Consider the following 20,137-nt stretch of genomic DNA (forward strand, 5'->3'; position numbering starts at 1 on the left):
TGGCCGACCGGGACAGCCGGCTAGGCTCGATCCAGCCGGGCGACGAAGAAGCCGTCGAGGCTTCCGGCCTCCGCCCACATCGAGGGCAGGATGCGGAGCCAGCCTTCGGGTGTCAGGGCCTCGGCCGGCGCGCCGACGGCGGCCGGATCGGCGGGCGTGGTCCGGAAGCCCGGATTGCGGCGCAGGAAGGCGATGACCTGGGTTTCGCCCTCTTCCCGCTCCAGCGAGCACACGCAATAGACCAGACGACCGCCGGGCGCGACGCGGTCGGCGGCCGCGTCGAGCAGCCGGTGCTGGACGTCGGCCAGTTTGGCGACCTCGGCCGGCTTGGTGGCGCGCAGGACTTCAGGATTGCGGCGCAGGGTGCCGGTCGCGGTGCAGGGCGCATCGAGCAGAACGGCGTCGAAGGTGCGATCGTCCTCCCAGTCCTCGCCGGGCGTGACGACGATCTCGGCCGTCAGCCCCGTGCGTTCCAGGTTCTGGCGCAGGCGACGCAGGCGCGGCTCCGAACGGTCGAGGGCCACGACGGTCGCGCCGCTGGCGGCCAGTTGCAGCGTCTTGCCGCCGGGGGCCGCGCACATGTCGAGCGCGGTCTCGCCGGCCTTCGGGGCCAGCAGGCGGGCGGGGACGGCCGCGGCCGCGTCCTGGACCCACCAGCCGCCGGTCTCGTATCCGGACCAGGTCGCGACGTCGCCCCGCACGCCCGAGCGGACAGTCCCGCCGGGCAGGACCGTGCCGTCGATGGTGTCGGCCAGGGCCTGGGCGTCCTCGCCGGGCTTGAGACTGAGGTCGGTCGGCGGTTCGTCGCGGGCCGCCAGGGCGATGGCGGCCAGGGCGGCCTCGCCATAGGTCTGTTTCCAGCGCGCGGCGATCCAGTCGGGGAGGTTCGACTCCGCCGTGGTCATGCCGGGGCCCTCGCGCTCGATACCGCGCAGGACGGCGTTCACGAGCGCCTTGTAGGGACGGGTCTTGGCGTCGCGTTCAGCCAGTTTCACGGCCGTGGAGACGGCGGCGAAGGCGGGAGTCTCCAGCACCAGGGTCTGGGCCAGGGAGACGCGCAGGATCGTGCGGACGGCTTCGGGCGGCGATTTCTGCAGGCGGCGGTTCATGATGGCGTCGATCTCGCCGAGACGACGCAGGGCGGCCATCGCCACGGCGCGGGCGAAGGCGCGATCCGGACCGGGCAGGCTCTTCAGTTCGGGCAGGGCCATGGCCTCGTCCAGCCCGTTGCGGCGCTCAAGGGCGGCGTTCAGCAGGACGCCGGCGGCGATGCGCGCCTCGACCCCGATGTCGGCTGCGCCGTCCGGCTCGGCAATCCGGGCGATCGGTTCCCGGCGGGGACCGCGCGCCTTGTCGGCCATGCGGCGCCCGCGGGCCCCGGAGTTCTTGCCCTTGGGGGTTCCCCCGCTCAAACCGAGACCTGCGTTCCGAGCTCGACCACGCGTCCGGGCGGGATGTGGAAGAAGTCGGTCGGGTTGGCCGCGTTGCGCATCAGGAAGATGTAGAGCTTGTCCTGCCACAGGGGCATCCCCTGCGACGCCGACGGCACGACCGAGCGGCGGCCGAGGAAGAAGCTGGTCGACATGATGTCGAACTTCACCCCCTGCTTGCGGCACTGGCTCAGGGCGCGTGGAACAACCGGGCTTTCCATGAAGCCGTAGCTGAGCGTGATCTTCTTGAAGTCGTCATTGATCGGCTCGATCAGGACGCGCTCGCTGTCGCTCACCCGCGGCCGGTCGGTGGTCCGAACGGTCAGGATGACGTTCTTCTCGTGCAGCACCTTGTTGTGCTTGAGATTATGCATCAGGGCGACCGGGGCGACGTCCGGGTCCGAGGTCAGGAAGATGGCCGTGCCGGGTGAGCGGTGCGGCGGTCGGGCGCGCAACATCTCGATCAGATCGGTCAGGGGCAGGCTGTCCTTCTTGGACTTGGCCGAGAGGATCTGGGACCCGCGTGTCCAGGTCCACATGATCAGCACCAGCACCGCGCCCAGCACCAGCGGCAACCAGGCGCCGTCGGGGATCTTGAGCAGGTTGGAGGTCAGGAAGACGCTGTCGATGAAGCCGAAGGGAACGAGGGCACCCAGGGTCGCCCACAGCGGCCATTTCCATTTCTTGGTGATGACCGAATAGGCCATCAGGGTGTTGATCAGCATGACCCCGGTGACGGCGACGCCATAGGCGGCCGTCAGGTTGTGCGAGCTCTGGAACACGAACAGCAGGGTGAGGACGCCCAGCATCAGGAAGGTGTTCACGGCGGGCACGAAGATCTGGCCGGCCTGGGTCTCGGACGTGAACCGGATGTCGATACGGGGCAACAGGCCCAGCTGGACGGCCTGCTGGGTCACCGAGAAGGCGCCCGTGATCACGGCCTGGGAGGCGATGACCGTGGCAATCGTGGCCAGGGCCAGCATCGGCCAATAGGCGAACTCCGGCACCATCGACCAGAACGGGTTCAGGGCCGCTCCGGGGTTGTCGAGGATCAGGGCGCCCTGGCCCAGATAGTTCAGGGTCAGACAGGGCAGGACGAAGCACAGCCATCCGGCGCGGATCGGCGCCTTGCCGAAATGGCCCATGTCCGCATAGAGCGCCTCGGCGCCCGTGACCGCCAGGAAGACGCTGCCCAGGATGATGAAACCCAGGAAGCCGTCATTAAGCAGCAGCATGACCCCGTAGTGGGGCGACAGGGCGCGCAGCACCGAGATGTCGTCGAAGATGTGGTAGAGGCCGAGCGCCCCCAGCGACAGGAACCACAGGGCCGTCAGGGGGCCGAAATACTTCGACAGACTGGCTGTGCCGCGCGACTGGACCAGGAACAGACCGATCAGGATGGCGGCGGCGATCGGGACGATGAAGGCGTCGAGCCGCGTGCCCACGCCCGGGGCGTCCTTGACGCCCTCTATCGCCGACAGCACGGAAATCGCCGGCGTGATGATGCCGTCGCCGTAGAACAGGGCCGCGCCGCAGACGCCGAGAATGAAGATCCAGGCGGACCGGCGGCCGATCGCATGGGTGGCGAGGGCCATCAGGGCCAGGGTCCCGCCTTCGCCCTTGTTGTCCGCCCGCATGAGGAAGATGACGTATTTGAATGTCACCACGATCATGAGGGCCCAGAAGGCCAGCGAAACCACGCCGATCACGGCCAGTTCGCCGCCGACGCCCGACTGGGCATGGGCGATGGCCTCGCGCAGGGCGTACAGCGGGCTGGTGCCGATGTCGCCGAACACGACGCCGATCGCGCCGATGGTGAGCGCCCAGAATCCGGCCTTGCCGGGCCCGTGGGGCACGGCATGGCCGTTGGATGCGGCGGTGATCTGATCAGGCGAGGCGGGGGGAGCGCCGTCACCGGGGGAAGCGTCCCCAGCCATGAATATCCTCCGGGCGCCGCAGTCGGCGGGCCCATCAAAGCGGAGGGCCTTTAGGCCCATTCCGCGGCTGGTTCAATCGCATGGAATCGGTTTGAGTTGCACCGTGTTCGTCGAGCCGACAGCCCGGATTTGTGAATCGCCTTCCCAGTGCCTACCTTGGGAACTGGAACCGGACGAAAATGTCAGACAGCCAACGCTTTCCCGTCGCCGCCCACGCCCTGGCCTATCTGGCCCACAAGGGCGCCTATGACGCTGCCCGGGCCTGTCCCAGCGCGATTCTGGCGGCCTCGGTGCCGACCAACCCGGTGGTCATCCGCCGGGTGACCGCCCTGTTGTCCAAGGCGGGCCTGATCGCGACCCGTCCCGGGGCCTCCGGCGGCTCCTGGCTGCTGCGCCAGCCGCAGGACATCCGCCTCGACGAGGTGCTGAAGGCGGTCAACGGTTGCGCCCACCTCGGCTCGCCGCCCGCCGGCGCCAAGGGCTGTCCGGTCGGGGAGCATATCCCCCGCCAGGTGGCCAAGGTCCTGACCCTGGCCGACGAGGCCGCGTCTGCGGCCCTGAGCAGGATCACCATCGCCGACCTGCTGGCCGAGACATCGACCGCCCTGGACGGGCTCGCGCCCCACCCGGCCTGTACCGAGGCCATCCGCGCCGCCGGCGCCGTGGCGGTCTAGATTTCGGGCCTGACGTGAGCCGGCGCACCCTTCTGATCACCGGCGCATCGGCCGGAATCGGGGCGGCCCTGGCCCGGGTCTATGCGGAAAGGGGCTGGGACGTGATCCTGACGGCGCGGCGTGAGGCGGCCCTGACCGCCCTGGCCGCAGAGATCACCACCACATGGGGCGTCACCGCGACCGTGATCCCCGCCGACCTGGCCGATCCCGATGCCCCCGCGCGACTGGTGGAGGCCATCGTGGCGCGCGGCCTGACGGTCGACGGGCTGATCAACAACGCCGGCTTCTCGCGGACCACAGGCTTCCTCGCCACCGACCCCGAGCAGCATAGGGCGATGGTCCAGGTCATGCTGTCGGCGCCGGTCGCCCTGTCGCGCCTGTTGCTCCCGGGCATGGTCGAGCGCGGGTTCGGGCGGATCATCAATGTCGCCTCGCTCGCCGGTCAGATGCCTGCGACCGGCGGCGACACCCTGTACGGCCCGATCAAGAGCTTCCTGATCAAGGCGTCCCAGGGTCTGTGGCTTGAGACGCGCGGGACCGGCGTCCACGTCACCGCCCTGTGCCCCGGTTACACATTGACCGAGTTCCACGACGTCAACGGCTCGCGCGAACAGGTGTCGTCCGCCTATCCCTCATGGATGTGGCAGACGGCGCGGCACGTCGCCCAGGTCGGCTATGTCGCCTGCGAGGCGGACCGGGCAAGGGTCACGCCGGGGTTCATGAACAACGTCCTCGCGGCCATGGGCAAGCTCTTGCCCGACAGCCTGGCCCTGAACATGGTCGCCGGCCATGCGAGGCGGCTGAAGCGGATCTAGGCTGTAACGCCGTCCGATCAGCCGCCCGCGTGTCGATCAGTGGGCCGGGGCCATCTTGTCGGCGGCCGGAGCCATCTTGTCAGCGGCAGGGGCCATGGCGCTGTCCGCAGCCGGAGCCATCGCGCCGTCGCCCGCAGGCGCCATCGCGTCGGCGGCCGGGGCCATGGCGCCGTCGGCCGCAGGGGCCATGGCGGAATCCGCAGCCGGCGCCATCGCGCCCTCGGTGGTCGGTTCGGTCTTGGTTTCAGCGGCAGGCTGGCAGGCGGCGGCCAGAAGCGCCACGGCGGCGACGGCGGTGCAGGTGACGACGGAACGGATGGACATGGAAACCCCTGAGATAAATGCCGGGGATCGATCCCCTGAGCCGACTACGACGCAACCCCGCCGGGGGTTACAGGGCGATGGGCAGGCCGTTGCCCGACAGCCCGGAGCTGAACAGGGTCGGCGGACATGCGGGGCTCTGAGCCGGATCTGACCGCTTCTGCTTGAGGCCGGACCCAAATCAGGCGCTAGCTTCGGCGTCATGACCTCATCAAGGGCGATCTTCGGACTGGTCGGCGCCGGCGGGCACGGTCGCGAGACCATGCCGTTCGTCCGGACCCAGATCGCCGCCCGGCCCGATCTGGGGGTCGACCCGGACCGGATCGTCTTCGTGGATCGCGAGGCCGGGCCGGACGTCGGCGGCCATCGTGTGATCAGCGAGGCGGAGTTCGTCGCCCAGGCCGGCGAGCGGCTGTTTGCGGTCGCCATCGGCAGGCCGGAGACCCGTCTGGCCGTCGCCGGGCGGCTGGAGGCGGCCGGCTGCCGCGCCCTGACCGTGACGGCCGCGACGGCCACGATCCTGGACAGCGCCCGCGTCGCCCCCGGCGCCCTGATCGCCCCCTACGCCCTGATCAACGCCGACGTTTCGGTCGGCCGGCACCTGATCGCGAACGTCCAGTCCAGCCTCGCCCATGACGCCGTGATCGGCGACTTCGTCACCCTGGGTCCGCGCGCCTGCGTCAACGGCGGGGTGACGATAGGCGACGAGGTCGAGATCGGTGCCGGCGCCCTGATCCGGCAGGGCCTGACGATCGGTGCAGGCGCGGTGATCGGCATGGGGGCGGTGGTCGTGAAGGATGTGGCGGCCGGTGCCGTCGTGGTCGGCAATCCGGCGCGGGAGATCACGCGATGAGCGTCTTCTTCATTGCCGAGGCCGGGGTGAACCACAACGGCGCGCTTGATCTGGCCCTGAAGCTGGTCGACGTCGCCAGGGCCGCGGGTGCCGACGCGGTGAAGTTCCAGACCTTCCGGTCGGGCGCCATCTCGGCGCCCGAGGCGCCGATGGCGGAGTATCAGAAGGTGCGCGACGGCGCGGTCAGCCAGTCGGAGATGCTGAGGCGGCTGGAACTGCCCGACGCCGACTTTGCCCGGATCGCCGATCACTGCCGTGCGACCGGCATCGAGTTCATGTCCTCGCCCTTCGACATCGACAGCGCCGCCATGCTGGCCGGGCTCGGCATGAAGCGATTCAAACTGGCGTCGGGCGAGATCACCAATGCCCCCTTCGTCCAAGGCGTCGCCCGTCTGGCGCATGAGGCCGGGGGCGAGGTCATCCTGTCCACCGGAATGAGCACCCTGGACGAGGTGGCCGAGGCGGCCGGCTGGATCGAGGCGGAGGGAAACCCGTCCCTGACCATCCTGCACTGCGTGTCCAACTATCCGGCCCCGGCGAAGGACGCGAACCTCAGGGCCATGGATACGCTGGCGCAGGCCTTCGGGCGGCCCGTCGGCTGGTCGGACCATACGCTCGGCGACGCCGTCTCCCTGGCCGCCGTGGCGCGCGGCGCGACGGTGGTCGAGAAACATTTCACCCTCGACAACGACCTCGCCGGTCCCGACCACGCCATGTCGATGGACCCGGACGGCCTCGCCCGGCTGATCGCAGGCATCCGGACAGTGGAGGCCTCCCTGGGCGACGGGATCAAACGGCCGGTCGAGGCCGAGCACGAGATCATGACCGTCGCCCGCCGCAGTCTTTTCGCGGCGCGGGACATCGCGGCGGGGGCGGCGGTGACGGCGGATGACCTGATCGCCCTGCGCCCCGGCGACGGGATCTCGGCGGCGCGGCACGCGACGGTGGTGGGCCGGACGGCCGCGCGGGCGGTGCGGGCCGGGACGAAGCTGACCGACGCCGACCTCGCCTGACCCTCAGTGGCCGCCGCTCGGGTACGGCGTCGTCACCGAGCCCGCGAACATGCCGGGCAGGGCCTCGCCCAGGCCCATGAGGATGAATTGAATCGCCAGGGCGCACAGGATCAGGCCCAGGACCCGCACAATGATGGCCAGGCCGACCTCGCCGAGGATGCGGCTGATCGGACCGGTCAGGGCGAAGCTGACGAAGGACACCAGGGCCGCCGCAGCGATGGCGATGAGGGAAGCGACCGTGCCCGCCGCGCCGATCTTTTCGGCCTCTCCGGCCTGGATGATGATGGCCGAGATCGCGCCAGGGCCGATCATCAGGGGTATGGCGAAGGGAACGACCAGCCGCTGGAACCGCCGGCGCGCATAGCCGCGCACATCCTTCAGATCGAGGGCCGCGTCCTTGTCGGCGAAGGTGGCGAGGAAGTCCTCGCGCGCCATGTCCAGACCCAGGAGCAGGAGCAGCACCCCGCCGGCGATGCGGAAGGCCGCCAGCGAGATGCCGAAGAACTGCAGCAGCCCCAGGCCCGTGAAGAAGAAGAAGGCGAGGAAGACCGCCGCGAACAGACAGATCAGGGCCGAGACCGAAACCCGCTGCCTCAGGGTCGCGCCTGCCGTGGCCGCCGCGAAGATCGGGATATTGCCGATGGGGTCGAGCAGGGCGAACAGGGTCACGAACAGGTTGACCCCCAGATCGAGCGCGTCCATTGCCTGTCCCCTAATTCACATCGCCAAACGCCGGTTCGCCGACGCACCCTGTGCGCCGGGTCTAGCCGGTCACGCGGAGCCCGTCGATGACCTCGCCTCTCCTGTCCGACCCGCGCCTGATCGTCGGGCTCGATCTGCCGTCAATCGAGGCGGCCCGCATGCTCGTCGAGCGGATCGGAAACGGGGTCGAGAGCTACAAGGTCGGGCTGACGCTGCTGGCCCGTCCCGGCGGCGTCGCCTTCGCCCACGAACTGCGCGCCATGGGCAAGATGGTCTTTCAGGACTGGAAGCTTCACGACATCGGCGCCCAGGTCGAGGGCGCGGCCCGCTCGGTGGCCGAGGGCGGCTGCGATCTGCTGACCGTCCACGCTGAGCCCCAGGTCATGCGGGCGGCGGTGAAGGGTCGGAGCGGCCATGCGACGAAGATCCTGGCCGTCACCGTCATGACCAGCCTGTCAGACGAGGACCTGAGGGAGATCGGCTATTCGGCCAGGGCCGCCGACCTCGTCGAGGCGCGCGTGCGTCAGGCGCTGGACTGCGGCGTCGACGGGGTGGTGTCGAGCCCGCTGGAGGCCGCCCGGGTCCGGGAGATCGCCGTCGAGGCGGGGCGTCCGGACTTCCTGATCGTCACGCCCGGCGTGCGTCCGGCCGGCGGCGACCTGGGCGATCAGCAGAGGGTCGCGACGCCCGCCGCTGCCCTGCAGGCCGGAGCGACCCATCTGGTGGTGGCCCGGCCGGTCATCGCGGCGGACAACCCGGTGATGGCGGCGGCCCTGATCGCCGCCGAGATGGACGGCGTCCGCTAGACCCTAGCCGCGCTCGCCCGGCTCCTGGCGATAGGGATAGCCCTCGCCGGTGTCGCCCGGAGGCAGATCGCCGTAGTAGTCCAGCGGTGCCTGGATATAGACCGGAGCCGGCTGATAGACCTGCGGCTCGGTATAGGTCGGTTCCGCATAGGCCGGCTGGCTGTACTGGATCTGCGGCGGGGCATAGACTTGGCCGTAGCCGCCCTGCTCGTAGGTGACAGGCTCCAGTGGCGCGGCGTGATAGGGGATGGGCGTATAGCGCGGGCCGTCGTCGCGACGTTCGGAGTAGCGGTCGCCGCCCTGATGGCTGTTCGAATAGCCGCCGGTGCTGCTTTCGCTGTAGCTCTCGTAGCTGCTGTAGGTCGAACCGCTCCGGCCACCCGAATAGCTCTGCTGATAGCCGTAACCACCCCCCTGGATGTCGGCATGGCCGTCATGCCCGTGCCCGCCCTGGCAGTTGCAGGAGGGGCGAGGCGGGGGAGGGGGCGCGGACGGTCGTCTGCCGCCGCAGTTGTCGTAGCAGGGCGCCGGGCGCAGGCCGCAGCACCGATCCGTGGTCACATAGCGGCGACCGAAGCCCTGGGCGACATAGCCGAACGGCCGGCTGGGGCCATAGCCGGGGCCGCGCACGACGACCGCATAGCCGGCGACGTAGCCATAGCCGCCACCCATGTCGACGCCGCCGCTGCCGTGGATGACCGAGCCGCCGTATCCGCCGCCACCCCGGATCGCGCCGACGTCATAGCCGCGGGCATTGATGTAGGCGCCGGCCCCCGCGCCGGCATAGGCGCCGGCGTTCGCATTGGTGTTTGCGTTGACGTTCACATTGATGTTGCCGCCGTAGTGGCCGCCGCCGGGATGACCGCCACCGCCCCCGGGATGGCCGCCACCGCCGCCGCAGCCTCCGCCGCAGCCTCCGCCTCCGTGGCCGCCGCCGTGCTGGCCCCCGCCGCCGTTTTCGCTCGCCAGGGCGGGCGACACGCCCAGCAGGACGAGGGCGGTCAGGATCGAGATGAGGGATTTCACAGGGCGGACTCCGGGACGTTCAAGTCCACCGTAGGCCGTCTCGCGTGGAAGGGTTCCGGATGCTCCAGAGGCGGGAGCAATCCGTTCAAGACGTGGTTAAATCTCGCTTTTCTGGCGTGAAGGTGGGTTCAACGGTCGTAGAGATAGGGCCCGGTGCCGCAGGAACAGTCTCGATCCGGATAGCGTCCATGGTCGGCGCCGCGCGGGGCGCGGTCGTCGTTATAGCCATAGACGTCATGGTAGCCGCGTCCGGGCGGACTGGACCAGCGGGTCCATTGGCCCGAGCGGTTGCTGTAGCCGTAGCGGCCGCCGCGATCATGGGTGTAGCCGTATCCGCCGCCATACTGGACGGGCGGTCGATAGGCGCGCGGGTCGCCGTAGCCGGAGCCGCCTTCGTAGCCCTGGCCGTAGCCGCCATATCCATGGGCGACCGGCCCTCCGTAGGGCTGTCCGTAGGGCGCGGGCCGGGCGGCATGGACCGGCTGGCCCCAGGTCTGGGCGGCGGCCGCGCCAGGAAGCGCGCTGGCGGCGAGAACGATCAGGGCGAGACGATGCATGAAACCCTCCGGCTGTACGAAAAGGTTAACACTGTTCGCCGGGATTCGTTCGCGTCTCAGAAATCGACGGCGAGGCCCTTCTTCTCCCAATCGCCGTATCGGGTCGGTTCGGGTCCGGTCGGGCCGCCGTGCTCGGTCGCAAGCTCGAGCGCCTCGGCGGCCGCACGGCGCTCGGCCGCCTCGGCCAAAGCGCGTTTCGCCGCCTCGCTCAGGACCCGTTCGGGCGCGGCTTCGACGGGGGCTTCGGGCGGCGTTTCAGGCGTGTCGGGCATGCGGACAGACATAATCCCGCCCGGCGCGTCGCGATAGGCCGCTCAACGCCACAGTCTCGCCCTTGCATCGCGGGGCGTCAGGCCCTTTAAGCGCCGCCAATCCCCGACAAACGCCGTCTCGCGAAGGACCTCCCCATGGCCAAAGCCTCCGACAAGCCCGTCAAGAAGGTCGTCCTGGCCTATTCCGGTGGTCTGGACACCTCGATCATCCTCAAGTGGCTGCAGACGGAATACGGCGCCGAGGTCGTGACCTTCACCGCCGATCTCGGCCAGGGCGAAGAGCTCGCCCCCGCCCGCGAGAAGGCCCTGAAGATGGGCATCAAGCCCGAGAACATCTTCATCGACGACCTGCGCGAGGAGTTCGTGCGCGACTTCGTCTTCCCGATGTTCCGCGCCAACGCCCAGTACGAAGGCGACTATCTGCTGGGCACCTCGATCGCCCGTCCGCTGATCGCCAAGCGCCAGATCGAGATCGCCCGCATGGTCGGCGCCGACGCCGTCTGTCACGGCGCCACCGGCAAGGGCAACGACCAGGTCCGGTTCGAACTCGGCTACTATGCGCTGGAGCCCGATATCCGGGTCATCGCCCCGTGGCGCGAGTGGGAATACCGCAGCCGCGAGGCCCTGCTGGACTTCGCCGAGAAGAACCAGATCCCGATCGCCAAGGACAAGCGCGGCGAGGCCCCGTTCTCGGTCGACGCCAACCTTCTGCACTCCTCCTCGGAGGGCAAGGTCCTCGAGGACCCGGCGGTCGAGGCCCCCGAGTTCGTCCACCAGCGCACCATCAGCCCGGAGGACGCCCCGGACAAGGCGACCGTCATCACCATCGGCTTCGAGAAGGGCGACGCGGTCTCCATCGACGGCGTGGCGATGAGCCCGGCCACGATCCTGACGAAGCTGAACGAACTGGGCCATGACAACGGCATCGGCCGTCTGGACCTGGTCGAGAACCGCTATGTCGGCATGAAGTCGCGCGGCGTCTACGAGACGCCCGGCGGCACCATCCTGATCGCCGCCCACCGCGGCATCGAGTCGATCACCCTGGACGGCGGCGCCATGCACCTGAAGGACCAGCTGATGCCGAAATATGCAGAGCTGATCTACAACGGCTTCTGGTTCTCGCCCGAGCGCGAGATGTTGCAGGCCGCCATCGATCTGTCGCAGCAGAAGGTCTCGGGCACGGTCCGGGTCAAGCTCTACAAGGGCAATGTCGCCGTCATCGGCCGCGAGAGCGCCAACAGTCTGTACGATCAGGATCTGGTGACCTTCGAAGAGGGCGTCCAGGCCTATGACCACAATGACGCCGGCGGCTTCATCAAGCTGAATGCGCTTCGCCTGCGGGTTCTCGCCAAGCGCGACCGGCGCTCCTGAGCCGGGCGCGCGCCTGACCAAAGGCGCCTCGAAGACGGATTCCGCGAACGCGATCTTGCGCGATGAAGGGTTCGGCGACATCGTCCGCCGGCCTTTCAGGGAGGGTGTCATGCGCAGGTTCGTGTTGCCGGCGGTCGCGGCCGCAATTCTTTCCGCCGCCTCGCCTACGCTGGCGCAGAACGGCCTCCCGGCCGTCATCCCGCCGGCGATGGAGTGGGTCGACATTCCCGCCCTCGCCCCGGCCGTTACGGACCGGGATACCCGCGCGCGCATGAACCAGGACATCGTCCAGGCGATCATCGACGCCGACGGCGACCAGGCCCGGGCCCGGGCCGCCATCACGGCCATCGTCGCCCGCTACCAGGAGAACGCCCAGGCCCAGGGCGCTCGCACGCGGCCCGGTCCGAAGTAGGCGTTTCAGGCTTGAGCCCCGCCCACTCTTGCGGGAAGGGCTCGGACTGTATCCAGGAGTGTCGTCATGATCCGTGTTCTCGCCCTCGCCTGCGCCCTGGCGTCGTCCGGCCCCGTCATGGCCCAGGACGCAGTCCCTGCGCCGGCCGCCCCGGCGGCGGCGACTGCCGCTCCGACGGCGGACGAGATCGCCGCCGCAGGCGACGCCTACTATGCCAGCCTTGACACCCTGCGGGCCGAGCTTCTCGCAGCCAGGGCCGCCGCCGGCGCCGATACCGCCAGGGCCGTCGCCGACGTCGACGCCATCGTGGCGACCTATCAGGCCAGGGCCGACGCCTTCGCCAAGCGTTTGCGGGCCTTTCTGGCGGCCAATCCCGGCATGGTCCCGCCGGAGGACGTGGAGACGGCCCTGACCCAGATCACACGCGCCCCCGCCATGGTGCGCCAGAGCGTCATGCAAGCTCCGCCGGAGGCGGCGCCCGCCAGCTGACGTCAGCCCGCGTCGTCTTCATCTATTTTCGACTTGTGAACGGGCGACGATTTCGCGAGACCGGGCAGTGTTCAAACGTGAGAGGCCCTGCATGACCCGTGTTTCCGCCGCCTTGCTCCTTCTGATTGCGGCCCTGTCGGTTGCGGCTCCGGGCCACGCCCAGGTCGCGCCCCCCGCTGAAACGCCCGCGGCGACGCCCGCGTCCGGCCAGGCGGAGTTCGAGGCCGCCGCCGAGGCCTTTGGAGCGAGGATCGAGGCCATGCAGCAGGAAATGCAGACGGCCGTCGCCGATCCGGGCGGCAACGCCGCCACGCGGGCCGCGGCGCTGGACGCCATCGAGGCGCGCTACCAGCCCGAGGCCGACGCCTTCGCCTCGGCGTTGGAGACCTTCCTGAACCAGCAGATGGCCGCGGCGCCCGAGACTGAACGGCCGGGCATGCAAGCCGGTCTGGCCGAGGCCCTGCCGCAGATTCGTTCGGTTCCGCGTCTGGTCCGGACCCAGGTCGAACAGGCGGCGCAAGCCGCGCCCACCGCCCCCTGAGACCGCCTTACCGCGATTTCACTTGAGCTGACCGACCGTCGGATCGACCTTGCGTGCGAACTCAAGGAACGCCCCGCCATGATCCGCGCCCTCTCGCTCTCCGCCGCCCTCGCTCTCCTGCCGCTGTCCGCCGCGCTCGCTGAAGAGCCCCAGACCGCGTCTGAAGCCGCCATCGAAGCCGCCGCCGAAGCCTTCGAGGCGCGGATGGAGGCGTTCGGCGAACGGGCCGAGGCGATCTCTGAAGACGAAAACCTGACCGAGACCCAGCGCGAGATGCAGATCGCGGCCATCTGGACCGAGTATCAGCCGGAGATCGCGGCCTTCACCACCGAGGTCAGCCGCCATGCCGGTCAGATCGCCCGGGAAGCCCTGGCCAATATCGACGTCGAGGCCCTGGTCGCCGATGCGATGAACGACCCTGAGGTGCAGGAGGCCCTGCGGACCGCCCCGGTGCTCGCCCAGGGCATGGTCACGAACGGCGCCTGGGCGGCGAACGATCCGGAACAGATGGTCACCTACGGCCTGATCGCCCAGTACGCTCTGGATCAGGCCACCGAGGTCGTCGTCTCCGAAGACGCCGAGACCGTAGAGGCCGAAGACGAGTCCGCCGAAGACTAGATCCTGCCGTCGCCTCTCCGTTCGCCAGACGGCGAACAGGGAGGCGACTTGACCGGCCCTATTGCAGCGCCGCGTTATCGAGGTTCAGCGCGGAGATCGGGATGACCTCGACGTTCGGGTGTTTGGCCCGCAGGGCGTCGATGAACTGGGCCGCGTCGCCCACGATGACCAGGCTGGCCCGGTCGACCGGAAGGTGTTCGGCGAAGGCCGACTGGACCGCCGCCCCGTCGATGGCCTCGACCTTTCCGACATAGGCCGCCAGTTCGCTCATCGGCAGGTCATAGAGGGCTAGGTTGGCGACGAGGCCGCCCAGACCATCCACGGTTTCCAGTGAGTCTCCGAACGCGCCGGTCAGGATGGCCTGGCGGGTGGTCAATTCCGATTCCGTCGGCCGGGTGGTCGACAGGCGGGTGATCTCGGCCAGGATCAGGTCGGAGACCTCGACCGCCGCGTCGTTACGGGTCTGAGCGCTGGCGGTGAACAGGCCATCGTCGCGGCGCACGCCCAGGGAGGAGCGGGTGCCGTAGCTGAGGCCGCGCTTGATGCGGATCTCCTGGTTGAGCCGCGAGGTGAAGCTGCCCCCCAGAAGGGTGTTGCCCAGGGTCAGCGGGAAATAGTCGGCCTCGGTCCGTGACACGCCGCGCAACGCCACCGTCACCGCCGCCTGTCCGGCGCCGGGCTGGTCGATGACGACGATCCGGGGCGGCAGGGGCTGGCCGGACGGATCGAACGCCGCCCCGACGGCCGAGGGGTTGGTCCAGTCGCCGAACGCGGCCTCGGCCAGCGCTCTCGCCTCGGCCTCTTCGATAGCGCCGGAGAACACCAGGGTCGCATCGATCGGGCGGTATCGCTGCTGGTGGAAGATCGCCACGTCTTCGCGGGTGATGGCGGGGATCGTGGTCAGGGTGCCCGAACCCGGGGCGCCATAGGGGGCATCGCCATAGATCACGCGGGCGGCGGCCTGGGAGGCGACCGGACCCGGGGTGGCCAGGGAGACGCGCAGGTTGTCCAGGGTCTGGTCGCGCTGGCGATCCAGTTCTTGCTGCGCGAAGGCCGGATTGCGCACCAGATCGGCCATCAGGGCCACTGTCTGCGGGAAGACGTTGGCCGGGGCGTTGGCGTAGACATTGGAGAAGTCGGGGCCCGAGCCGGCGCCGATGCTGGCCCCGAGCTGTTCGATCTCGGTGGCGATCTCGGGTGCGCTGCGGGTGGCCGTTCCCTGGGTCAGCAGGGCGGCGGTCATGGCGGCGACTCCGGCCTTGCCCGGCGCCTCGTTGGCCGAACCGGCGTCGAAGTTCAGGCGGGCGGAGACCAGCGGCAGGCCGTCCTTCTCGACGACCAGGACGCGCAGACCATTGTCGAGACGGAAGTCGGCCACCGGCGGCGTGGTCGGGGCCACCGGCTCGGTGGTGGCGGGCAGGGCGGCGCGCTCGGCCTCGGGCAGGAGGGTGAAGACCTGGCCGACCGGGGCCAGGTCGGCGACGGTGACCGGTGCGGTCACGGCTGTGGTCTGTTCCGTCACAGGGTGTTCGGCGTCGGCGTTGAGGTAGCGGATCGTCAGGCCGCGCTGGTCGGTCAGGTAGCGCCGGGCCACCCGCTGGATGTCGGCGGCGGTGACCGCCTGGATCTCGGCGATCTCGCGGTCGGCGACCGAGGCGTCATTGGTGTTGATGAGCGCGAAGCCGAGGACGTTGGCGCGGTCGTCGATGGTCTCGCGTTCGCGCAGGGCGTTGGCGACCATCTCGTTCTTGGCTTCGGTCAGTTCAGCCTCGGTGACCGGGGAATCGCGGAACTTCGCGATCTCGGCCCGGATGGCGGCGATGCCGGTCTCGGGCGTCTCACCGCCGGCCATGATGGCATAGGCGGCCAGGTAGCCGGCCTGCTGGGCGAAGTCGGGGCTGGACGAGGCCTGGGCCGCGATCTGCTGTTCATAGACCAGCGAGCGGTACATGCGGGAGCTCTCGCCCGTCGACAGAATGCCGTCCAGCACCGTCAGGGGAATCCGGTCGGCGTCGCGATAGGCCACGGTCGGCCAGGCTAGGACGACAGCGGGCAGGGGCACGTTCGGCGCATAGAAGGTCGCCTCGCGCGGGCCGGTCGGCTCGGGCTCGATGACGTTGTTGGCGGGCATCGGCCGGTCGGGGTTGGGGATCACCGCCATGTAGTCGTTGATCCAGCCGTCCAGCTGGGCCTGGTCGAAATTGCCGGCCACGATCAGGATGGCGTTATCGGGCCGGTAGTAGGTGGCGTGGAAGCGGCGAACATCCTCGATGGTGGCGGCGTCGAGGTTCTCGATCGAGCCGATGGTCGAGCGGCGATAGGGGCTTTCCTGATAGATGCTGCCCGGCACGAACAGGCTGAACAGACGGCCGTAGGGGTTGGCGAGGACGCCCTGGCGGTACTCCTCCTTGACCACGTCGCGTTCGCTCTCGAACACGCTCTCGTCGACGACCAGCGATGACAGGCGGCTGGCCTCGGCGAAGATCAGTCGCTCGAGGTGATTGGCCGGGATGGTCTCGTGGTAGGCGGTGACGTCGTCACTGGTGAAGGCGTTGTTGTTGCCGCCCACGTCCTCGGTCAGGCGGTCGAAGGTCTCGTCCGGGAAGTCCTTGGTCGCCTTGAACATCAGGTGTTCGAACAGGTGGGCGAAGCCGGAGCGGTCCTGGGGATCGTCCTTGGAGCCGACCCGGTACCAGACCTGGACCGTCACGTTCGAGGTCGTCGTGTCGCGCGCGGTGTAGACATCCATACCGTTAGGCAGGGTCCGCTTCACGAAGCCCAGCGGCGGCACCTCGATGCCGGCGGGTGCGCTCTGGGCCATGACAGGCGAGAAGGCCCCGAGGGCGGTGACGATGGCGAGGGCGGCGACGGCCGACTTCAGACGAGACTTCATGGAAGGGCTCCGGAGGATTTCGGGGGACCGTAACAGGGCTTGGCGGCGGCGTAAGTTACGGGCGTGTAATGTGGTCTAGCGGCCGAACACCTCGACGCCGATCTCGCCGTCCGGTGTCAGCCAGGCGCGCTTCATGCCCTGGCTGTTGAAGGGGTCGGCGCGATGGCCCTCCGCGTCGAGCGCGATCAGGCCGCCGTCGCCGCCCATCGCGCCTATGCCGGCGATGACCGCGTCCCCGGCCTCGGTGATGGAGGCGCCCGCCTCGACCCGCCAGTGCATCTGGGCAGCGGCGGCGGTGCGGATGAAATATTCGCCCTGACCCGTGCAGGAGACGGCGACCCGGTCCGTGGCCCAGACGCCCGCGGCCGGGATCGGCGTGTCGCCCACCCGCCCCGGCAGCTTGCCGAACACGCCGCCGGTCGAGGTGGCGGCGGCCAGCCGACCCTGAATGTCCAGCACGCAGCAGCCGACCGTCCCGTGGCTCAGGGCCGGACCCTGGCCCGGCGGATGGTTGTCCTCGCCCTGGCCGGCGCGGGTGAACCAGGCGTCGGGGTCGTCGATCGGCTCAAGACCCTGTTCGCCCGCGAACCGGGCTGCGCCGGACCCGGCCAGCAGGACGTGTGGACTGTGCTCCATCACGGCGCGGGCCGCCCGGATCGGGTTGTGATAGCCCTGGAAGGCGGCGACCGCGCCCGCGCGCCGGGTCGGGCCGTCCATCAGGCTGGCGTCCAGTTCGTACTCGCCCGCCAGGTTCGGCGAGGCCCCGCGTCCCGCGACATAGAGGCCGGAATCCTCGAGCAGCACCGTGGTCTCCACCGCCACGTCCAGGGCCGGGGTCCCGGCCTCCAGGCGCACCCGCATGGCCTCGACCACCTGGCGCATATGGGCGATCTCGGCGGTGTAGTCGCGGCTGCGGCGCGCGCCGGCGCCGCCGTGCAGGATGAGGGCGGGGCGGGTCATGGCATCTCCTGAAACCGTTCGGCCTCTTTCTTTCGAGCCGCCGCCTGATTAGCGTCCCGCCGACGCGTACGCCACATTCCAGCGGGGAAAGGCGACGCCAGGGAAAGAACTCATGCGCGCTGTGCTCTCGAAAACCGTCGGCGGACCCGACAGCCTGGTGGTCGAGGAGGTGCTGGATCCGACCCCGAAGGCGGGCGAGGTCATCATCGAGGTCAAGGCCGTGGGGGTGAACTTCCCCGACACCCTGATCATCGAGGACAAATACCAGTTCAAGCCGCAGCGTCCCTTCTCGCCGGGCGGAGAGGTCTCCGGCGTGGTCGAGGCCGTGGGCGAGGGGGTCAAGGGCGTGTTCAAGGGCGACCGCGTGATCGCCATGCCCGGCTGGGGCGGCATGGTCGAGCGGCTGGCCGTGCGGGCCGAGACCCTGATCAAGATGCCCGACGCCATGTCGTTCGAGGAGGGCGCCGCCCTGATCATGACCTACGGCACCTCCTACTACGCCCTGAAGGACCGGGCGCAGCTGAAGGCCGGCGAACGTCTGCTGGTGCTGGGCGCGGCGGGCGGGGTCGGCGCCGCCGCCGTCGAACTGGGCAAGGCCATGGGCGCCCAGGTCACGGCCGCCGCCTCGACCAATGACAAGGTCCAGTTCGCCCTGGAACTGGGGGCCGACAACGGCCTGATCTATCCGTCGGGTCCGATGGACAAGGCCGCCCAGAAGGAGCTGTCAGGCGAGTTCAAGCTGGCCTCGGGCCGCGACGGTCCGGACGTGGTCTATGACGGCGTCGGAGGCGACTATGCCGAGCCGGCCCTGCGGGCGATGGACTGGAACGGCCGCTATCTGGTGGTCGGCTTCCCGGCGGGCATCCCGTCCTTCCCGCTGAACCTGACCCTGCTGAAGTCGGTGTCGGTGGTCGGGGTCTTCTGGGGCGCAGGCGCCGCGCGCGATCCCGAGGGGCACAAGGCCAATGTCGCCGACCTGATGAAGTTCTGGGCCGAGGGCAAGATCAAGCCGCGCGTCAGCCGCACCTTCCCGCTGGAACGGGCCCACGAGGCCATCCAGGCCCTGTCGGACCGCACCGTCATGGGCAAGGTCGTGGTGACCGTGGAAAGCTAGCTGTCGCGCAGGCGGTCGAGAGCTTTCTCGGCCGCCTCGCGGTGGCGTTTGCGCACATTGGCCCCCAGGGTCGCGATGACCGCGGTGATCACCGCCGCGTCGTCGGTGAAGCCGATCCCGGCCAGGACGTCCGGGATGGCGTCGATGGGCATGACGAAATAGGCCAGCGCCCCCAGCATGATCCCCTTGGCCGCCATCGGCGTCTCCGGGTCCCGGGCGGCGTAGTAGACGGACACGGCCTGGTTCGCGAACGGGATGCGGGCGGCGACCCGGCCGATCTTGGGCCAGAAGCCGGCCTTGACCCGCACCTCATTGACCTTCTGCACAGAAGGGACCAGCGCCTTCGACGGATCGATGGCGTCCTCGGGCGTTATGGTCCCGGCGGCGGGTTTGGCTTTGGCGGTCATGGCGGCTAAATCCCCGCGGCAATCAGAAGTTCAGATCAGAACATAGGGACGATTACGATGAAACTCGACGGGTCGATCGCGGCAGTGGTCACGGGCGGGGCTTCGGGCCTCGGCGAAGGAACGGCGCGCGCCATCGCGGCGACGGGCGCCAGGGTCGCCCTGTTCGACCTCAACGCCGAGAAGGGCGAGGCGATCGCGAAGGAGATCGGCGGGATCTTCTGTTCCGTCGACGTCACCGACGACGCCTCGGTCGCCGCCGCCTTCGAAAAGGCCCGCGCCGCCCACGGCCAGGAGCGTCTGACCGTCAACTGCGCCGGCATCGCCACCGGCATGAAGACCGTCTCGCGCAAGCGGGACACCGGCGAGATCAAGCCCCACGACATGGCCCAGTTCGAACGGACCGTCCGCGTCAACCTGTTCGGCACCTTCCGCGTCCTGAGCCAATCGGCCGCAGGGATGTTCACCCTTGAGCCCATGGAGGACGGCGAGCGCGGCCTGATCGTCAACACGGCCTCGGTGGCGGCCCAGGACGGCCAGGTCGGCCAGGCGGCCTATTCGGCCTCCAAGGGCGGTGTCTACGCCATGACCCTGCCGATCGCCCGCGACCTGGCCCAGGAGGGCATCCGCTGCAACACCATCCTGCCGGGCATCATGTGGACCCCGATGATGGCCGGCATGGATCAGAAGATCCAGGACGCCCTGGCCGCCCAGATCCCCTTCCCCAGCCGTCTGGGCAAGCCCTCGGACTACGCCTCCCTGGTGCTGGAACTGGCCCGCAACGTCTATATCAACGGCGAATGCATCCGCCTCGACGGCGCCATCCGCATGGCTCCCCGCTGATCGGCAGCGCCGATCAGCGCCATTCTTGAGGGGCTATCGCCTGGCTCGCGGAGCCTCGCTGATTGAGCCGGAAGGTAATTTTCGAA

General features: G+C 69.3%; 22 protein-coding genes. 12 read left to right on the forward strand and 10 right to left on the reverse strand.

All coding sequences use genetic code 11. The features are described 5' to 3' along the window. Positions 1–20: 20 nt before the first annotated feature. Both Q0044_RS02225 and Q0044_RS02230 read right to left on the reverse strand, forming a co-directional pair. Complete coding sequence (locus Q0044_RS02225; RefSeq protein ID WP_298158962.1) at positions 21–1,361, reverse strand: RsmB/NOP family class I SAM-dependent RNA methyltransferase; 1,341 nt, start codon at positions 1,359–1,361, stop codon at positions 21–23. Positions 1,362–1,408: 47 nt separating this feature from the next. Then, positions 1,409–3,367 carry a potassium transporter Kup gene (locus Q0044_RS02230; RefSeq protein WP_298158964.1) on the reverse strand — a complete coding sequence of 653 codons (1,959 nt, stop codon included), beginning with the start codon at positions 3,365–3,367 and terminating at the stop codon, positions 1,409–1,411. Between the two features lie 179 nt (positions 3,368–3,546). Between Q0044_RS02230 and Q0044_RS02235 the strand changes: the two genes are divergently transcribed. Both Q0044_RS02235 and Q0044_RS02240 read left to right on the forward strand, forming a co-directional pair. Further along, positions 3,547–4,041 carry an Rrf2 family transcriptional regulator gene (locus Q0044_RS02235; RefSeq protein ID WP_298158966.1) on the forward strand — a complete coding sequence of 165 codons (495 nt, stop codon included), beginning with the start codon at positions 3,547–3,549 and terminating at the stop codon, positions 4,039–4,041. A 14-nt stretch (positions 4,042–4,055) separates the two neighbouring features. After that, complete coding sequence (locus Q0044_RS02240; protein ID WP_298158967.1) at positions 4,056–4,856, forward strand: SDR family NAD(P)-dependent oxidoreductase; 801 nt, start codon at positions 4,056–4,058, stop codon at positions 4,854–4,856. Positions 4,857–4,892: 36 nt separating this feature from the next. Here Q0044_RS02240 and Q0044_RS02245 read toward each other — a convergent pair whose 3' ends face one another. Then, on the reverse strand, positions 4,893–5,180 hold the full coding sequence (locus Q0044_RS02245) for a hypothetical protein (protein ID WP_298158971.1): 288 nt from the start codon (positions 5,178–5,180) through the stop codon (positions 4,893–4,895). Between the two features lie 199 nt (positions 5,181–5,379). Between Q0044_RS02245 and Q0044_RS02250 the strand changes: the two genes are divergently transcribed. Both Q0044_RS02250 and neuB read left to right on the forward strand, forming a co-directional pair. Next, positions 5,380–6,030: an acetyltransferase gene (locus tag Q0044_RS02250; protein WP_298158974.1), complete on the forward strand. Its 651-nt coding sequence runs from the start codon at positions 5,380–5,382 to the stop codon at positions 6,028–6,030. After that, on the forward strand, positions 6,027–7,043 hold the full coding sequence (gene neuB / locus Q0044_RS02255) for an N-acetylneuraminate synthase (protein WP_298158976.1): 1,017 nt from the start codon (positions 6,027–6,029) through the stop codon (positions 7,041–7,043). The genes Q0044_RS02250 and neuB overlap by 4 nt, the downstream gene beginning before the upstream one ends. A 3-nt stretch (positions 7,044–7,046) precedes the next feature. Here the strand turns inward: neuB and Q0044_RS02260 are convergent, their stop codons facing one another. Next, positions 7,047–7,745, reverse strand: coding sequence for a MarC family protein (locus Q0044_RS02260; protein WP_298158979.1), 699 nt, complete (start codon positions 7,743–7,745; stop codon positions 7,047–7,049). A gap of 86 nt (positions 7,746–7,831) precedes the next feature. On the opposite strand from Q0044_RS02260, the gene pyrF reads away from it, so the two are divergent. Continuing rightward, positions 7,832–8,551, forward strand: a complete 720-nt coding sequence (gene pyrF, locus Q0044_RS02265) for an orotidine-5'-phosphate decarboxylase (RefSeq protein WP_298158982.1) — start codon at positions 7,832–7,834, stop codon at positions 8,549–8,551. Between the two features lie 3 nt (positions 8,552–8,554). Here pyrF and Q0044_RS02270 read toward each other — a convergent pair whose 3' ends face one another. From Q0044_RS02270 to Q0044_RS02280, 3 genes are all read right to left on the reverse strand, one after another. Further along, the gene (locus tag Q0044_RS02270; protein ID WP_298158983.1) at positions 8,555–9,577 is read right to left on the reverse strand and encodes a hypothetical protein; all 1,023 of its coding nucleotides are present in this window, start codon (positions 9,575–9,577) and stop codon (positions 8,555–8,557) included. 128 nt (positions 9,578–9,705) lie between these two features. Next, positions 9,706–10,134: a hypothetical protein gene (locus Q0044_RS02275; protein ID WP_298158986.1), complete on the reverse strand. Its 429-nt coding sequence runs from the start codon at positions 10,132–10,134 to the stop codon at positions 9,706–9,708. 56 nt (positions 10,135–10,190) lie between these two features. Then, positions 10,191–10,406: a DUF1674 domain-containing protein gene (locus tag Q0044_RS02280; protein ID WP_298158988.1), complete on the reverse strand. Its 216-nt coding sequence runs from the start codon at positions 10,404–10,406 to the stop codon at positions 10,191–10,193. 135 nt (positions 10,407–10,541) lie between these two features. Here Q0044_RS02280 and Q0044_RS02285 point away from each other — a divergent pair, with 135 nt between their 5' ends. The 5 genes from Q0044_RS02285 (at position 10,542) to Q0044_RS02305 (ending at position 13,837) form a co-directional block, all read left to right on the forward strand. Then, positions 10,542–11,777, forward strand: coding sequence for an argininosuccinate synthase (locus Q0044_RS02285; RefSeq protein WP_298158990.1), 1,236 nt, complete (start codon positions 10,542–10,544; stop codon positions 11,775–11,777). A gap of 109 nt (positions 11,778–11,886) precedes the next feature. Then, entirely contained in the window at positions 11,887–12,189 is a 303-nt protein-coding gene (locus tag Q0044_RS02290) for a hypothetical protein (protein WP_298158993.1), read from the forward strand. A 66-nt stretch (positions 12,190–12,255) separates the two neighbouring features. Further along, entirely contained in the window at positions 12,256–12,678 is a 423-nt protein-coding gene (locus tag Q0044_RS02295) for a hypothetical protein (protein ID WP_298158995.1), read from the forward strand. Positions 12,679–12,769: 91 nt separating this feature from the next. Continuing rightward, positions 12,770–13,219 (forward strand): hypothetical protein, encoded by a 450-nt coding sequence (locus Q0044_RS02300; RefSeq protein ID WP_298158997.1) that lies wholly within the window; start codon positions 12,770–12,772, stop codon positions 13,217–13,219. Positions 13,220–13,297: 78 nt separating this feature from the next. Next, positions 13,298–13,837 (forward strand): hypothetical protein, encoded by a 540-nt coding sequence (locus Q0044_RS02305; RefSeq protein ID WP_298158999.1) that lies wholly within the window; start codon positions 13,298–13,300, stop codon positions 13,835–13,837. 58 nt (positions 13,838–13,895) lie between these two features. On the opposite strand, the gene Q0044_RS02310 is transcribed toward Q0044_RS02305, so the two are convergent. Together Q0044_RS02310 and Q0044_RS02315 are read right to left on the reverse strand one after the other, a co-directional pair. After that, a complete protein-coding gene (locus tag Q0044_RS02310; protein WP_298159001.1) occupies positions 13,896–16,730 on the reverse strand; it encodes a M16 family metallopeptidase in 2,835 nt (944 codons plus the stop codon). Positions 16,731–16,805: 75 nt separating this feature from the next. Further along, on the reverse strand, positions 16,806–17,690 hold the full coding sequence (locus Q0044_RS02315; RefSeq protein ID WP_298159004.1) for an isoaspartyl peptidase/L-asparaginase family protein: 885 nt from the start codon (positions 17,688–17,690) through the stop codon (positions 16,806–16,808). A gap of 112 nt (positions 17,691–17,802) precedes the next feature. On the opposite strand from Q0044_RS02315, the gene Q0044_RS02320 reads away from it, so the two are divergent. Continuing rightward, positions 17,803–18,804, forward strand: coding sequence for an NADPH:quinone oxidoreductase family protein (locus Q0044_RS02320; protein WP_298159006.1), 1,002 nt, complete (start codon positions 17,803–17,805; stop codon positions 18,802–18,804). Here Q0044_RS02320 and Q0044_RS02325 read toward each other — a convergent pair. Continuing rightward, positions 18,801–19,211 (reverse strand): YkvA family protein, encoded by a 411-nt coding sequence (locus Q0044_RS02325; RefSeq protein WP_298159009.1) that lies wholly within the window; start codon positions 19,209–19,211, stop codon positions 18,801–18,803. The two genes, Q0044_RS02320 and Q0044_RS02325, sit on opposite strands and share 4 nt — an antisense overlap. 57 nt (positions 19,212–19,268) lie before the next feature. Between Q0044_RS02325 and Q0044_RS02330 the strand changes: the two genes are divergently transcribed. After that, positions 19,269–20,051, forward strand: coding sequence for an SDR family oxidoreductase (locus tag Q0044_RS02330; RefSeq protein ID WP_298159012.1), 783 nt, complete (start codon positions 19,269–19,271; stop codon positions 20,049–20,051). The last annotated feature ends 86 nt before the right edge of the window (positions 20,052–20,137 follow it).

The sequence above is a fragment of the Brevundimonas sp. genome (genome assembly GCF_027484365.1).
GTDB lineage: Bacteria > Pseudomonadota > Alphaproteobacteria > Caulobacterales > Caulobacteraceae > Brevundimonas.

What these genes read in the sequence shown, in the direction of transcription:
- Q0044_RS02280 (WP_298158988.1), bottom strand. Translation starts at nt 10,406, where the DNA reads ATGCCCGACACGCCTGAAACGCCGCCCGAAGCCCCCGTCGAAGCCGCG.
- Q0044_RS02315 (WP_298159004.1), bottom strand. Translation starts at nt 17,690, where the DNA reads ATGACCCGCCCCGCCCTCATCCTGCACGGCGGCGCCGGCGCGCGCCGC.
- Q0044_RS02285 (WP_298158990.1), top strand. Translation starts at nt 10,542, where the DNA reads ATGGCCAAAGCCTCCGACAAGCCCGTCAAGAAGGTCGTCCTGGCCTAT.
- Q0044_RS02250 (WP_298158974.1), top strand. Translation starts at nt 5,380, where the DNA reads ATGACCTCATCAAGGGCGATCTTCGGACTGGTCGGCGCCGGCGGGCAC.
- Q0044_RS02235 (WP_298158966.1), top strand. Translation starts at nt 3,547, where the DNA reads ATGTCAGACAGCCAACGCTTTCCCGTCGCCGCCCACGCCCTGGCCTAT.
- Q0044_RS02295 (WP_298158995.1), top strand. Translation starts at nt 12,256, where the DNA reads ATGATCCGTGTTCTCGCCCTCGCCTGCGCCCTGGCGTCGTCCGGCCCC.
- Q0044_RS02260 (WP_298158979.1), bottom strand. Translation starts at nt 7,745, where the DNA reads ATGGACGCGCTCGATCTGGGGGTCAACCTGTTCGTGACCCTGTTCGCC.
- Q0044_RS02225 (WP_298158962.1), bottom strand. Translation starts at nt 1,361, where the DNA reads ATGGCCGACAAGGCGCGCGGTCCCCGCCGGGAACCGATCGCCCGGATT.
- Q0044_RS02320 (WP_298159006.1), top strand. Translation starts at nt 17,803, where the DNA reads ATGCGCGCTGTGCTCTCGAAAACCGTCGGCGGACCCGACAGCCTGGTG.
- Q0044_RS02325 (WP_298159009.1), bottom strand. Translation starts at nt 19,211, where the DNA reads ATGACCGCCAAAGCCAAACCCGCCGCCGGGACCATAACGCCCGAGGAC.
- Q0044_RS02275 (WP_298158986.1), bottom strand. Translation starts at nt 10,134, where the DNA reads ATGCATCGTCTCGCCCTGATCGTTCTCGCCGCCAGCGCGCTTCCTGGC.
- Q0044_RS02305 (WP_298158999.1), top strand. Translation starts at nt 13,298, where the DNA reads ATGATCCGCGCCCTCTCGCTCTCCGCCGCCCTCGCTCTCCTGCCGCTG.
- Q0044_RS02290 (WP_298158993.1), top strand. Translation starts at nt 11,887, where the DNA reads ATGCGCAGGTTCGTGTTGCCGGCGGTCGCGGCCGCAATTCTTTCCGCC.
- Q0044_RS02300 (WP_298158997.1), top strand. Translation starts at nt 12,770, where the DNA reads ATGACCCGTGTTTCCGCCGCCTTGCTCCTTCTGATTGCGGCCCTGTCG.
- Q0044_RS02230 (WP_298158964.1), bottom strand. Translation starts at nt 3,367, where the DNA reads ATGGCTGGGGACGCTTCCCCCGGTGACGGCGCTCCCCCCGCCTCGCCT.
- pyrF (WP_298158982.1), top strand. Translation starts at nt 7,832, where the DNA reads ATGACCTCGCCTCTCCTGTCCGACCCGCGCCTGATCGTCGGGCTCGAT.
- Q0044_RS02310 (WP_298159001.1), bottom strand. Translation starts at nt 16,730, where the DNA reads ATGAAGTCTCGTCTGAAGTCGGCCGTCGCCGCCCTCGCCATCGTCACC.
- Q0044_RS02330 (WP_298159012.1), top strand. Translation starts at nt 19,269, where the DNA reads ATGAAACTCGACGGGTCGATCGCGGCAGTGGTCACGGGCGGGGCTTCG.
- neuB (WP_298158976.1), top strand. Translation starts at nt 6,027, where the DNA reads ATGAGCGTCTTCTTCATTGCCGAGGCCGGGGTGAACCACAACGGCGCG.
- Q0044_RS02245 (WP_298158971.1), bottom strand. Translation starts at nt 5,180, where the DNA reads ATGTCCATCCGTTCCGTCGTCACCTGCACCGCCGTCGCCGCCGTGGCG.